The sequence below is a fragment of the Novispirillum itersonii genome (assembly GCF_014205675.1).
In the GTDB taxonomy this organism is placed as follows: domain Bacteria; phylum Pseudomonadota; class Alphaproteobacteria; order Rhodospirillales; family Rhodospirillaceae; genus Novispirillum; species Novispirillum itersonii_A.
In genome coordinates this window covers 25,777-39,514 of the sequence record NZ_JACIIX010000021.1, presented here as the reverse complement: position 1 = coordinate 39,514, position 13,738 = coordinate 25,777, and the positions used below count along the sequence as shown (strand labels likewise).

Genomic DNA, 13,738 nt, shown 5'->3' with positions numbered 1-13,738 from the left:
CACCACACCGCGGGGTGGAGCAGCCCGGTAGCTCGTCAGGCTCATAACCTGAAGGCCGCAGGTTCAAATCCTGCCCCCGCAACCACATACCTCAAAAGCCCTCCAGCTTACGCTGGGGGGCTTTTGCATTTCGGGGTGATGGTTTCCCTTCTTGCCGGGGCAGTGACTCATATTTCGATGCTTTTGAGAAGCTTCTCCGTGAACCGAAGGGGGTGGTTATCCTGTGCGTGTCGCAATCAGCTCCTTGGTTCAGATGAGGCAAAGCCTCGGTCATCCCTCAATCACCAGCGACCGTCCGTCCCCCGGCGACAACCGACGACAGGAGGGACGGGGGCGGCAGGTAGCGCCGCCCGACAGCGACCGGAAGGCTTAGATAGCGGCCTCTGTCTTCAACCAACAGGCGGTCATGGATCAGGTGTTCCAGTATCAAAGCCAGCTCCGCATCGGTCATTGAGTAGCCCAGTTCAGTCAGATTCCGCGTGATCGCATGCCGGGACTGTATCTGATCGCAGAACAGCACCAGATGACGGGCAGCGCCTTCCAGGCGATGGATGGGGCGGGTCGCTGCCGCACGGGTATCGCCGATCAGCAAAGCCCCCTGATCCTCAATATGGAACAGCCAGGAGCGGTCGGCCCTGTGATTCCAGTCATCGACCGCCCGGCGCAGGGCGTCGGTATAACTGTCTGCGGCCCTGACACCATCCGATCTGCGTTCGAAGCGATAGGCCAGCTGCTCCAGACTGCCCTTTCCCAGTCGGTAAATCCAACGATAGCTTCGGTGGGGGGTGATGCCGGTTATGGCGAAGCGTTCCGCCTGTGCATAGAGGGGGCTGTAGCGTTGCAGAGAGACGCTGGATACCTTCGGGGGCTGCAAGTGGGTCAACAACGGTACCAGCTTAGCCATACGCGTATAGGATTCCGGCTTTTCAAACGGAAATTCGCACAGAATGCCCCAGACCGTGCCGATGCCCAGTTCACGGCACCACTTCAACAGTTGGATATTCTGCAATCCCGTGACGCCCTTGCGCATGGGGCCCAGGATCTCGTCGCACAGGCTTTCGATCCCCGGCTGTAGGGAGGTCACACCGGCGGCGGCGAGCTGGACTAACTGTGACTTCCGCAGATTGGCCTTAACGGAAAAGAAGATCTGCCGCTCACCAGCACGGGCCGCCAGCCGGGGCATCACAGTGTCGATCAGGCGCAAATCCAGGATCTCGTCCGTGCCGCAGATGCGGCAGCCCGGATAACGATCCAGTATCCAGTTGAATTCCTTCAGGACCCGATCGGGGGATTTAGACCGGTAGTGCATGGAATCGGCATTTTCCGAACAGAACACGCAATGATGCTTCTGTCCCCACCAGCAACCCCGCGACGCCTCGATGGGTAGCGCCGGGCGGATTGGCTGAACCGTCGGCTGGTCCCAGGCGACCATGAAATCATCGAAGGCAGGTATTGGCAGCCGGTTCAGATCTGGCTCCAGCGCCACGGGCACCGTTGGCAGCTTGATGCCGCCGCCGGGGGACCGGAAAAAGACACCGGGAGCGTCGATGCAGCATTCTCCAGCCAGATGTTGTCTGACCAGATCGGGGAAAGCAATCTCGCCGGGGCCGCACACCACGGCATCCAGAAACGGGAAACAGCGGAAGCTTTCCTCGCCCATGGGGGCATTGCAGTTGGTGCCGCCCAAAACGACCAGAATGTCGGGATAAGCCTGTTTGATCCGTCTGGCCATCGCCAGACTGGCCAGATGTTGCTGATAGCAGCTGGACAGGCCAACGACCCGGGGGCGCAGCTGGCCGATCAGGGACAGCCAGTCATCGAGCAGGGCAGCGGCCTCGGACAGCAGGCGGGGGATTGCCTTGGCCAGCCGCCCGAAGGCGGGTTTGTGGCGGATGCGTCCCCGACCCATGGCGGTGAGGAAATCATCCGGGGTTCCGACCGGGTCGAGAAAACGGGAAAACAGCCACTCTCCGGCCTGTATGCGGGCCAAATCGTAACCCAGATCGCGATAAAGGGGGGCACCGATGCGCCGTTCGAAATCCAGGTTAGGATAGAAACAACGCGCTGCAATACCCTCATCGTTCAGGCATTGCGCCAACAGCGATAGTCCCAGAGAGGGCCGGTCGCTGGGGCCGAACGGCATCATCAGCAACGCCACAGTGCAATCAGCGTCAGGCGTTATCGGGGGTATTGCCGGTGATGGCATGGCAGGGGCAGGCATAGTTCAGGGTCCGTTCCGGGCGGTATCGCGCGGAAACACCATATCCGGTATCGCTTCAGCACTCACGTTGTAAAGCCTGCGGATGCTTCAGACGCGACTGGCGCCAGTCTGGGACCGTGCGGGATGCTGGAGACCCGGGTCACTGCGGTCTTTTCAAACGCTGTTATGATCCAATCCCACCGTCGTGTATCCCCGCTCGGCGAGAAGGGGGCCAAACAGAGGCTGAGGCGTTCTGACCGTGTTCCGCCGATGATCCGGGGGCAGATTGCCATAGCTTCACGGGCTATTGTACCATAAAACCATTATGCCCGGTCCCGGCCCGATGACCGTGACCGGGGAAACGCCGGAACCCCGGAAGACGCCCCTGTGGGGGCAAAAAGGATCTCCTATGTCCGTTCTGGCACCATATTGGGCGGAAGTCGGCCGTTCATGACCGATGCTCACGATGTCCTGGCCCGCCACGTCGCGGGCCGACTTGTCGCCGACAGCCTTTCGGAGGCTGTTGCCGACGGGATCCTGCAACCGTGTGATGATGGAACCTGGATCCGCCCTTCTGCTGATGGCATCCCATCAGAGTGGGTCCGTGAATACAGGGATGCAAGCCGGAATTGCCGATTCTATATGGGAGTCATGTTTCATTATGTCTATCGCCAAGAGCAGGTACCAGCCGGCTGCGCCGCCTGCTTCAAGGTAAAAGTGGTGCCGGGCAGCCTGCGGCAGCTTGTTGCCCTGCGCGATATCAGTCACGCTCTGCCCTATACCTACAAATGTGGGTTAGACGCGGCGACCCCCTATACGTCCGGCCTTTATGGCGGTTATTTCTATCTGCATGGGCTGGATGCCGCCCGCGCCGCCCACAGGCTTGTCCGCGAGGCGGTGGACCGGCATCCTAAGCTGGGGAGCGCTGTGTCCGTCTTCATTAAGCGCGGCTGCACGGAATATGAGGTTCATTGTGGCCCGTCCGACCGCTTTACCTTCCAGCCCGAACAGGCCGGATTGGAGGCGGCGCTCCTGTCCCTTATCCATATGGAACCGCCGCTGTCCGCAAGCCGGATCCGGGTGCAGCAGACCTTGGCCCATTGGATAAAGGAAGCCTATCGTCTGGGGGACGATACCTATCGGGATTTTACCGGCGGACGTCGACTTTACCCGGCCACCGTCTGTTATGCCGCGACAGCTGCGCCGGAGGAGGAAACAGTATGAATACACGCAAGCTTTGGCGTGGGCTAACCTTGCCGGTTTCCGAGCTTTGGCTGGCCGCCGAGGCGCTGGCACTGTTGGCGGTCGCCCGGATCGTGCTGATCCTGTTGCCCTTCCGCATCGCCATGCGCTGGCTGGGGCTGCGGTTGGAACGCGGGGGCAGTGAGGAGATGGATGGAGTGGCGGGTGCGCCCTTTGTGCTCTCGGTTGCGGATGCGGTGCGCCGGGGGGCCTCCGTTGCCCCCTTCCGTGCCGTCTGCCTACAGCAGGCCGTGGCGGCGGCTCTGATGCTGCGCCGCCGTGGCCACGCGGTTCAGGTGTATTTCGGTGTAGCGAAGGAACGTGACGGGACAATGACCGCCCATGCCTGGAGCCGGTGCCGGGGAATTCTGGTCACAGGCGGAAAACAGATGCCCCGCTATCAGCCAATCTCGGTGTTCGTGACATGACTGCGACTTTCGGAGCGGCAGAGATCCCAGCAAACGGCGGGCTGTTCCTGCCCCACGATGTACAATCCGACTGGCTTCCGTCGCCTCTGGCCGATGCCCTGCTGGAGTATGCCATCGCGAATGAGAGCCGTTTCTGCCCGGGCTCGATCCTGCACAGTGGTAAGGTCATGGTGGACGAAACCATCCGGCAGGTATCGGTTCTATCCCATCTCGGCCCCTTCCATGAGCAGGTGACGCGGGCGGCACTGACCGCCCAGCCGATGCTGGAGAGGCTGTTCGGCATGCCGGCGTTCACCGCCAGCGAGGTGGAAATCGAAATGGCCGCCCATGGTGACGGGGCACATTTCCAGCAGCATATTGACACGTTCGTGGTGGTAAACCGATGCCCGAACCCGCGGGTCTTGACCCTTGTCCTTTATCTTCACCGTCAGCCGCGGGGGTTCACCGGCGGTGCCCTCCGCCTGCATGCCTTGGGGGGGGAAGCGTTTCAGGATATTATGCCTGATCACAACCGGTTGGCAGCCTTTCCCTCGATTCTTCCCCATTCCGTGCAGCGCCTGACCTGCCCGGGCAATGCATTTGCCGACCGGCGCTTTGCCGTAAATATGTGGATCCACCGCTAAGTATTTAGTATTATTTTCAATATCGTGATATTCACTCCCTCCAGCCGTGAAAGCAGATCCTTTGTCCATCAGCCGCCCCGACGCATTGTTGCCGGAAACCAAAGTGACCTGGCACTCGGAACAGATCACCGCTGCGATTGATGGTGAAGTGATTGTGATGGGGATGATCCGCGGCCAGTATGTCGGTCTTGATGATATCGGATCAGTATTGTGGAAGCTGCTGGAGCAGCCGCAGACGATCCGTCAGCTCTGCGACGAATTGGGCCTGCGTTATCAGGGCAATTCCGACACGATACTGGCCGATGTGACAGCTTTCCTTGAGGATCTGCGAAGCATCGACCTGATTGAGGTCGTCGATGCTGGTTCCACTCGGTAAAGTGCCGGGAACTGGACATGTCTTCACCGCCGGTACCGCCCTTGCCCGATCAGGGTAAGGATTGTCTGCTCTATGGCTACCGGCTGCGATCGGTGGTGCCGCTGCCGTCATTGCCTGTGATGCCGGAGGGAGGGGTCCCCGACCTGTCGCTTCGGCGCGGCCGGGTGCCGGAGCAGTTGGCAGGGGCTGTCTGGGCCAGTCCCTTCGTGGAAATCGGCGGCGACGGCAGTGTCTTGGTCCGCATTCCCGGCATTGTGGCGTTCCTGATCCGTGACGGCGGCTGTCTGACCCTGGACGAGAACAGCAACGCTGAAACCAGCACTATTGAAACCTTCCTGTTCAGTGCGGTGGCGGGTGCCATTCTGCATCAGCGTGGGGTGCTGCCACTGCATGCCAGTTGTGTCATGGTCGGTGATGTGGCTGTTGCCATGGCCGGCGTGTCGGGCCGGGGGAAATCCACACTGGCCGGTGCCCTGTCGATGTGCGGCCATGATGTTGTCACCGATGATGTCTGTCCGGTCGATTTCCGGGACGGCAAGGCCATGGTCATTCCCGGCCCACCCCGGGTTCGGCTCTGGCCTGACGCAGCGGGCCTGTTGGGCCTTTCCCATGCAGGGTTGGAAACCGGACGTCCCAATCATCCCAAACGGGTCCTGGCGGCCCGTGGTGCCGATGTCGGCCCGAAGCGTCTGGGGGCGGTGATCCGCCTTGACATCGACCGTCGACTGGACACGCCGGTTCTCTACCGCCTGACCGGACCCACCGCCATCACCCCCATCGAGGAATTGGTCTATCGCGCCCGGTTGGGGCGGCGGCTCGGACGCCGGGTCGGGCTTTTCCGGGATCTGGTCCGACTGGCGACCATAGTTCCCATTTATCAGTTGGTCCGACCGGAGGAGGGCGTTGATCCCTCCCGTCTGGCAGACCTTGTCGTTTCGGCACTCTGCGATAACGGCAAGGAGAAGGCCGGTGGCTGACGGGGCGGCAATCGGCTGGATTGTATCGTATCCGAAATCAGGGAATACATGGCTGCGCCTGATGCTTTTGGGCTTGATAGGGGGCGGTCAGCCCATTGATATCAACGGTCTCGGCAACGAGGTGGGCACTGCCAGCCAGAGTGAGTTTGACGAGTTGCTGGTGGTGCCGTCCGGTGAACTGTTTCCTGACGAACGGATAGCGGCACAGCCAGCACTGAACCGCGCCATCGCCGCCGAGACGGGGGAGGGCCTGATCCTGCGCAAGGTTCATGACCGGTACTGGCATGTCCCCGGTGGTGAAGCGGTCTTTCCTTCTTCGGTCAGTCGGGGGGCTGTTTATTTGGTGCGTGACCCCCGCGACGTCGCCGTTTCCTTTGCCCATCACCGGGGCACGACGCCGGATGAAACCATTGCCACGATGGCGGACCCGGCGGCGACCCTGTCGGCTGCGGGCGACCGGCACCGAAAACATCTGGCACAGCCGCTTGGCACCTGGTCGGGCCATGTGCTGTCCTGGCTGAATCAGCGGGACATCCCGGTGCTCCTGCTGCGGTACGAGGATCTGCTGGCCGATCCGGCATGGAGCCTGCGACTGGTGGCCGACCATCTGAGGATCGCCCATGACAGCGCCAGTGTCGCCAGAGTCGTAGATGCCACACGGTTCGGACGGTTACAGGCTCAGGAACAGGTGCAGGGCTTCAGGGAACGGCAGGCCGGTTCGACAGCACCCTTCTTCCGGCAGGGCCGGGCTGGCAGCTGGCGCGGGGTTTTGGCACAGGCGCAGGCTGCGCGTATTCTGGCCGATCATGGTCCGGTGATGCGGTGGCTCGGCTATGATTGTGGGGATAGTGGCACGGATCCCGAGAGGTATGCCTGAATACCGTCCGGTTTACTCCCGGACCGGAGGTCATCGCTCCGGGGTTGCCATTCTCCGGCGGCCTCTGTTTAATTCCTAAATCACCGGTTCTAAATCACCGGTCCTAAATCACTGGTATTTACGGTTATCCAAGGATAAGTATCTTGAATGCCGTTGATGGAGAGTGCCATGAATAATCAGGAAAAGCCTGCCACGACCGAGCCGGATGATGGAGTGGCGGAACGCCCTGTCTGGCATCGTCCTGCATACTCCATTCTGGATGTGGAAGCGGGCACGGTGACGACCTCGGGGCCGCGCTCCGATGGCAACGGTTCCACCAGCTGAGGGGCCTTTATGGGTGGCCTCCGCCGCAGCATGACCGGATTTTCGGGGCATGTCGTTTTCGGTCTCGGGGACAGATGCGATCCGCCACCGGGTTTTCTGCCGGTTCGAGGCGGGCAGTGGGGGGTTGCCTTCGCGGGGCGGTTAGACGACCGCCGCACCATGGCCACCGCACTTGATCTTCCCGGTGGTCATGACCTGACTGACACGGAATTGGCAGCACGGGCGGTGGAGAAGTGGGGGAGCGGAACCCCCGGCCGTCTGTTGGGTGATTTTGCCTTGGCCGTGTGGTTTGGCGACGAACGTCGGCTGTTGCTGGCAGGCGATGCCATGGGCATGCGCACCGTCTATTACTGGCGTGGATGCGACCGCTTGCTGTTTGCCACCAGTCTGCGCGATTTGTTGGCTCTTCCCGGTGTGCCGCGGGAGGTGGATGAAGTGTTCGTCGCCGATCATCTGGCGATGAATTACGGTGATGATGAGGCGACGTTCTATCGCAGCATCCGCAAGGTCCGGCCCGGCACCTGCGTGCTGATGACCGCCGACGCCGACGAGTGCCGGGTCTTTCACCAGTTTGACCCGGACCGTCGTATCAAACTGGGCACGGATCAGGATTATGTTGACCGGGCCCGCGAACTGCTTGATCAGGCGGTGGCGGATCGGATGCGGGGGGAGACGGTCGCCATCATGGGCAGCGGCGGTCTGGACAGCGCCTGTCTGGCGGTGTCGGCGCGGCGTCATGCGCCTTCTGTGCCCTTCCTGACGGCGGTTCCCGAGCCAGGGCTGCCTCTGGCACCGGGCGATGGCATTGCCGATGAACGCCCCTATGTCGAGGCTCTGGCGGCAGCCTTCCCCGGCTTGCGCCCGGAATTCCTGCCACCGCATCCAGAAGCCGACTGGACACCGGAGAACTGGGCCCTGACATCCGCCGGTGCCGCGCCTTACCGGATGGCCACCCATATCACCTGGCTGAACGGACCCGCCCGCCGGGCTGTGGCGCTCGGGGCTACTTCCTACCTGACGGGGGCGGTTGGCAATCTCAGCCTGACCTGGGACGGGTTGCGCGGATTGCCGACCCTGCTCCGGCAGGGACACTGGTTTCGCCTTGCCCGTGAACTGGCGCTGACATCCCGGGGCCATCCGCGCCGGATGGCCAGTCTGGCATGGCACTCTCTGGTCAGGCCATTCCTGGGTGCGAAGCGGTTCAGTGAGCTGGATCTTCTGCCCGCCTGCGGTCTGAGCGAAGAGACATTGCGGCGGTTTGGTATGGCCGAACGGCTGCGTCAGCGCGGGAACGACCCTTCCTTCCTTCTGTCACCGGACAGCCGGCGTTTTCGCATTGCCGCCATCTGTCGTAACCGCAGTCGTCGGCCGGACGGAATGAACAGTCTGCGCAGCTTTCAGGGCATCGGCAACAGCGCTCCTCTGGCCGATTTGCGGCTGGTCGAATTTTGTCTGGCTATTCCGGAGGACCAGTATCTGCGGGACGGCACCACCCGCTGGCTATCCCGCCGTCTGCTGCGCACCGCTGGCGTGCCAGCGATGATTACGGAGAACCGGCGGCGCGGCTATCAGCATCCGGAATGGTTCGCTCATCTTAGCCGGATGCGGCCGACTCTGCCGGATCAGCTGGAACGGCTGCGGCGATCGCCGACCGCCAGCCGCCTGATCGATCTGGACAGGCTTGAGCGGGTGCTTGCCAAATGGCCAGAGAATGCTGTGGCGGCGGAGGCAGACCGTGTCGGGCTACAGGTGATGTTGCAGGAGGCGCTGCATGTCGGTGCCTATATCGCTTGGGTTGAGGGGACGAATTGAAAGGCTGCCTTGAGGCACTCCGGGCTCCCCGAGGCCATGAACCCTGAGCAGGGCAGCCAGTTTTGCCCGGGCCTGCCGGCTGAAGCGGGCCGGGTGCCGGATCATCTTCTCAACCACCAACGGCTCCACGCAGCCCCGGAGAGCAGCTTAAAACTCCCCGCAATCTTCCAGCCTACGGGGAATGGCTCAGGGCAGGTTCACCGGGAGCGAAGGGCGCAAGCATATCCTGCTCCCGCCGGTTGGCCCCGGCAATCAGGCCGGAGATCAGGGCTGTCTCCGGCAGGGAGTGCCAGTATTTCTTCGGCATTTCTTTCAGCATGGCGCGGGGATTAACCCGGGCCGGGTTGAAGGTGGCGGCGTAGTAACGTGTCCAGACCGCTTCCACCGGATCATCGCCGGAGGCATCGCTTTTCCCGGCGGGCGGACCTTCTGACAGTTGTCGGGTGTCCCAATGCAGGCTGCCGTCCGGGGTCAGGATTGACCACCGCATATTGGCAAAGCGGTTGACGAAAAACCCCGCTGTGGCCCGCAGAATATGGTGCTCGGGCTCAAACCACGCAACAAAGCGGCGGCGGTCCCCGTCCTGAAGGTCCCGGAAGCGGACAAAGGCATGCATCTTGTGAATGTCCCGCCCAACACTCTGCTGCATCCGCCGCAGCACATTCACCTGCCGGTCCGCGCGGTCATGGAGGGCCTGTGGCTGATGAATGACCCGCAGCAGAAACGCGTACAGCAGGCTGAAGCGGTGAGGGTCGCGATGCAGGACCACGCTGTGGGCCAGTCCGGGAAAATCTTTGGGCACCGTCAGGGTTTTTTCCGGTAGTCGGCTCAGCGCCGTAGCGGCGAATAGGTCTGTGGCCCGGTCCCCGACCTGCCACAGCACCTGTGATGCCGGAATCTCTTCGGCGGCCAGAGCCCGGGCGGCGTCACGCCAGCCGTCATAGTCATCCTCGCGGTTCAGACGCACCACCTGCATGCTTACCCCGCAAACAGATCAAGCTGGCGGGGTGGCGGTGCCACCAACGCCCGGAGGTCCTGACGGTCGGTCAGGGCCACCGGGTGCCAGTCATCGGCGATCAGGAAGGGACGGAGTTTTTTCAGGGAGACGGTCAGACGCCCGATATCCTCCAGCCGCAGGCGCCGCCAGCGCCGGGCCTGAAGAATTGCCTGTACGGCCCGGGGACCAAGGCCGGGGATCCGCAGCAGCATCTCCTTTGGTGCGGTGTTGACGTCGACGGGGAACTGGCCGCGAAATTTCAGGGCCCAGGCCAGCTTGGGGTCGATGTCCAGCGGCAGCATCCCGGTGGTGGGATCGGTGGCAGCCGCCACCTCTTCCGGGGTAAAGGCATAGAACCGTAAGAGCCAGTCAGACTGATACAGCCGGTGTTCCCGCATCAGGGGCGGGCGGCTGGGGGGCAGAACCGCACTGGCGTCGGGGATCGGACTGAAGGCGGAATAATAGATCCGCCGCAGGTCAAACCGCCGGTACAGGCCGGCGGCACGGGAAACAATATCGCGGTCACTGGCAGTATCGGCACCGACAATCATCTGGGTCGACTGCCCGGCCGGAGCAAATGCCGGGGCGTGGCGGTAGCGGCGGCGCGCATCAGCTCCATCGGTGATGGCGGAGTGCATAAACCCCATCGCTGTTTCAATCCGGGTTTCTGATTTCTCCGGGGCCAGAACGTGCAGGCCGCTCCGGGTTGGCAGTTCCACATTGATGGAAACGCGGTCTGCGTACAGACCGGCGCGGGTGACGAGGTCCGCATCTGCATCGGGGATGGTTTTCAGGTGGATATAGCCCCGGAAGTGATGATCCTCCCGCAGGGACCGGGCAACTTCGGTGATCTGCTCCATCGTGTAGTCAGGGCTATGAATGATCCCCGAGGACAGAAACAACCCCTCGATATAGTTGCGGCGGTAGAAATCCAGCGTCAGGGTCACCACCTCGGCGGCGGTGAACCGGGCACGGCGGACGTTCGATGACCGGCGGTTGATGCAGTAATGGCAATCAAAGATACAGCTGTTGGTCAGCAGGATCTTGAGCAGACTGATGCAACGGCCATCCGGCGTGTAGGCATGACAGATTCCGCTGCCGCCGGTGGTTGATCCAACCCCTTTGCCGCCAAGAGAACTGCGCCGTTTCCCTCCGGAGGAGGAGCACGACGCATCATATTTGGCGGCATCCGCGAGGATGGAGAGTTTTTGCGCTGTGTCCAGTTGTGCCATGCTGAAACCGGAGTGAGGGGTGATCTTGTTTTGTTCTCTATAATCAGTCTCTCACCATACTGAGTCGCTCCGGGGGATCAATGAAAATGTTCCTTTTATGTTCCGTTTTCGGTTGGTTGCAGAAGGCAGAGAATTGATAAGGATATGGTTCTCTTGCCTCATTGCCCGATTTCACCGGCATCAGCATTATGGCCCGAAGTTGTGAATTCCCTGTGCGGTCATGGGGGTACTGTCGGCTGACAGATACCGGACAGCGTAGGGCCACTGGGGAAGGCGGGGGAAAATGGCGGATACGGAACGGCCGCGCATTCTTGTGGTTGATGACGAGCCGATCAACGTTAAGGTTCTGGTGGATCTGCTGCGGTCGGATTATTCCCTTGTTGTTGCCAAGGATGGTCCGCAGGCTTTGTCCCGCTGTGAAGGCGATGCCCTGCCGGATCTGATCCTGCTGGATGTGATGATGCCGGGGATGGACGGGCTGGAAGTGTGCCGCCGCCTGAAAGAGAATCCGCGCACGCAGGATATTCCGGTCATTTTTGTCAGTGCCATGGGGCAGGCCCATGATGAGACCAGCGGCTTTGCCGCCGGGGCCAGTGATTACATCACCAAGCCGGTTTCCCTGCCGGTGGTTCAGGCCCGGGTGCGCACCCAGCTTGCCCTGAAACAGGCCCGCAGCGCCCTGAAAGATCAAAATCTGCTGCTGGAAGAGCGGATCCGGGAGCGCACCCGCGAGCTGGAGCAGACGCAGGACATCACCATCCGGGCGCTGGCGTCGCTGGCGGAAACCCGTGACAACGAAACCGGCAATCACATCAAGCGGACCCAGCACTATGTGCGGGCGCTGGCTGAACATCTGCGCCACCATCCGGATTTTGCCCCGGAGCTGGACGATCAGGCGATTGACCTGCTGTTCAAGTCCGCCCCGCTGCATGATATCGGCAAGGTGGGGATCCCCGATGCGATCCTGCTGAAGCCGGGGCGGCTGGACACCGAAGAAATGGACGTGATGAAGCGCCATGCCGAGCTGGGCCAGCAGGCACTGGTCGCGGCGCTGAAGGAGCAGGCCGCCACCCCCAGCGGATTTCTGCGCTATGCGGTGGAAATTTCGCACTATCATCATGAAAAGTGGGATGGCAGCGGCTATCCCGCCGGTCTGGCCGGGCGGGATATTCCCCTGTCAGCACGGTTGATGGCGGTGGCCGATGTCTACGATGCCCTGATCAGCCGCCGGGTCTATAAGCCGCCTTTTTCGCATGAAAAGGCGGTGTCGATGATCTGCGACGGCAGCGGTACCCATTTTGATCCGGCGATCATTGAGGCGTTTGTCACGTTGCAGGAGCGGTTCCGCGAGATTGCCCTGCACTATGCCGACGAGGATGATGTCTGGTCGCCGATTGATGACATCCGCTGACCGGTGGATGGCCACCCGGTCTGTTGAGGCGCAAGGCGTCTCTGTTTCCCGAATGGTTCAAAAGAGAGAAAACGCATGCGCAGCACCCAGATGACCCTGAAGGGCCCGCTGACACCGGCAACGGATCTGTCTGCGCTTCAGGCGCTGGATCCTGACCTGATTCTGGTGTTTGCCAGCATCCGCTGCCTGTCCGGCCCGGAAGGGCTGGATCTGCTGCGGGCGGCGGCCCCGCGGGCGGTGATCACCGGTTGCTCCACCGCCGGTGAGATCGGGGGTGAAGGGGTCACGGATTTTGGGATGGTGATCACCGCCATCCGCTTTGACTCAACGGCGGTGCGTCTGGTGGAAGCCCCCCTGACCGGGCTGGCCGGGTCGTTCGCCGCCGGTGAGGCGCTGGCGGCCCAGCTGGAGGGGCAGACCCCGGCGGCGGTGCTGCTGTTCGGGCGGGGCACCGAGATCAACGGGACCGCCCTGATTGAAGGGCTGGTGTCGCGGCTGGGGGCGGAAGTTCCGGTGTCCGGCGGTCTCGCCGGGGATGATGGGGCGTTCCGCCATACGCTCGTGATCGGCCCGTCGGGCCTGTCGGACACCCATGTGGTCGCAGTTGCCCTGTACGGCGACCGGCTGGCGGTGCGCACCGGCTCCTATGGGGGCTGGCAGCCGTTCGGCCCGCTGCGCCAGATCACCAAGGCGGAAGGCAATATCCTGTACACGCTGGATGACGAACCGGCGCTGGAGATTTACCGCCGCTATCTGGGGGATCATGCTGAAGGCCTTCCGGCGTCCGGTCTGCTGTTCCCGTTTGAAATGATCCGCTCGGACGCCACCTCGGAAGGGCTGATCCGCACCATTCTGGGCATTGATCCGGAAGCCGGAAGCCTGATTCTGGCCGGGGCGGTCACGCCAGGGCATTATCTGCGGATGATGCATGCCAGCACCGATGCGTTGGTGCTGGGGGCTGAACAGGCGGCGTCTCAGGTGCTGTCTGATCCGGTCGGCGGGGCGGATCCGGAGGGCGGGCTGGCCCTGCTGATCAGCTGTGTCGGGCGGAAACTGGTGATGGGCGACCGGGTTGATGAGGAAATTGAGGCGGTGGCCGAAGTGCTTGGCAACACCCACACCGTGACCGGCTTCTATTCCTATGGCGAGATCAATCCGCAGCGCGGGGCGGCGGACGGAACGGCCTGCCGCCTGCACAACCAGACCATGACCATCGCCCTGCTGACTGAGGCCTGAGCC

At 62.2% G+C, this 13,738-nt stretch carries 13 protein-coding genes and 1 tRNA gene; 11 read left to right on the top strand and 3 right to left on the bottom strand.

Annotated features, from left to right (window positions below):
• Nucleotides 1-8 precede the first annotated feature (8 nt).
• A tRNA-Met gene (locus FHS48_RS18855) sits at nt 9-85 on the top strand.
• A 192-nt stretch (nt 86-277) separates the two neighbouring features.
• Here FHS48_RS18855 and FHS48_RS18850 read toward each other — a convergent pair.
• Nucleotides 278-2,158, bottom strand: coding sequence for a RiPP maturation radical SAM C-methyltransferase (locus tag FHS48_RS18850; protein ID WP_184266158.1), 1,881 nt, complete (start codon nt 2,156-2,158; stop codon nt 278-280).
• A gap of 492 nt (nt 2,159-2,650) precedes the next feature.
• On the opposite strand from FHS48_RS18850, the gene FHS48_RS18845 reads away from it, so the two are divergent.
• The 8 genes from FHS48_RS18845 to FHS48_RS18810 all read left to right on the top strand — a co-directional run bounded on the left by FHS48_RS18845 (nt 2,651) and on the right by FHS48_RS18810 (nt 8,859).
• Nucleotides 2,651-3,424: a hypothetical protein gene (locus tag FHS48_RS18845; protein ID WP_184266155.1), complete on the top strand. Its 774-nt coding sequence runs from the start codon at nt 2,651-2,653 to the stop codon at nt 3,422-3,424.
• Entirely contained in the window at nt 3,421-3,870 is a 450-nt protein-coding gene (locus FHS48_RS18840; protein WP_184266152.1) for a lasso peptide biosynthesis B2 protein, read from the top strand. The genes FHS48_RS18845 and FHS48_RS18840 overlap by 4 nt, the downstream gene beginning before the upstream one ends.
• Nucleotides 3,867-4,493, top strand: a complete 627-nt coding sequence (locus FHS48_RS18835; RefSeq protein ID WP_184266149.1) for a 2OG-Fe(II) oxygenase — start codon at nt 3,867-3,869, stop codon at nt 4,491-4,493. The genes FHS48_RS18840 and FHS48_RS18835 overlap by 4 nt, the downstream gene beginning before the upstream one ends.
• A 61-nt stretch (nt 4,494-4,554) precedes the next feature.
• Complete coding sequence (locus FHS48_RS18830; protein ID WP_260402591.1) at nt 4,555-4,869, top strand: PqqD family protein; 315 nt, start codon at nt 4,555-4,557, stop codon at nt 4,867-4,869.
• A gap of 17 nt (nt 4,870-4,886) precedes the next feature.
• Complete coding sequence (locus tag FHS48_RS18825; RefSeq protein ID WP_184266146.1) at nt 4,887-5,846, top strand: phosphoenolpyruvate carboxykinase (ATP); 960 nt, start codon at nt 4,887-4,889, stop codon at nt 5,844-5,846.
• A complete protein-coding gene (locus FHS48_RS18820; RefSeq protein ID WP_184266143.1) occupies nt 5,839-6,723 on the top strand; it encodes a sulfotransferase domain-containing protein in 885 nt (294 codons plus the stop codon). Before FHS48_RS18825 ends, FHS48_RS18820 begins: the two co-directional genes overlap by 8 nt.
• 147 nt (nt 6,724-6,870) lie before the next feature.
• Nucleotides 6,871-7,047 carry a hypothetical protein gene (locus tag FHS48_RS18815; RefSeq protein WP_184266140.1) on the top strand — a complete coding sequence of 59 codons (177 nt, stop codon included), beginning with the start codon at nt 6,871-6,873 and terminating at the stop codon, nt 7,045-7,047.
• A 9-nt stretch (nt 7,048-7,056) separates the two neighbouring features.
• On the top strand, nt 7,057-8,859 hold the full coding sequence (locus tag FHS48_RS18810; protein WP_311769166.1) for an asparagine synthase-related protein: 1,803 nt from the start codon (nt 7,057-7,059) through the stop codon (nt 8,857-8,859).
• Between the two features lie 172 nt (nt 8,860-9,031).
• Here FHS48_RS18810 and FHS48_RS18805 read toward each other — a convergent pair whose 3' ends face one another.
• A complete protein-coding gene (locus FHS48_RS18805; protein WP_184266137.1) occupies nt 9,032-9,835 on the bottom strand; it encodes a TIGR03915 family putative DNA repair protein in 804 nt (267 codons plus the stop codon).
• Nucleotides 9,836-9,837: 2 nt separating this feature from the next.
• A complete protein-coding gene (locus FHS48_RS18800; protein WP_184266135.1) occupies nt 9,838-11,088 on the bottom strand; it encodes a putative DNA modification/repair radical SAM protein in 1,251 nt (416 codons plus the stop codon).
• A gap of 283 nt (nt 11,089-11,371) precedes the next feature.
• Here FHS48_RS18800 and FHS48_RS18795 point away from each other — a divergent pair, with 283 nt between their 5' ends.
• Both FHS48_RS18795 and FHS48_RS18790 read left to right on the top strand, forming a co-directional pair.
• A complete protein-coding gene (locus FHS48_RS18795) occupies nt 11,372-12,499 on the top strand; it encodes a response regulator (RefSeq protein WP_184266132.1) in 1,128 nt (375 codons plus the stop codon).
• A gap of 75 nt (nt 12,500-12,574) precedes the next feature.
• Nucleotides 12,575-13,735 (top strand): FIST signal transduction protein, encoded by a 1,161-nt coding sequence (locus tag FHS48_RS18790; RefSeq protein WP_184266129.1) that lies wholly within the window; start codon nt 12,575-12,577, stop codon nt 13,733-13,735.
• The last annotated feature ends 3 nt before the right edge of the window (nt 13,736-13,738 follow it).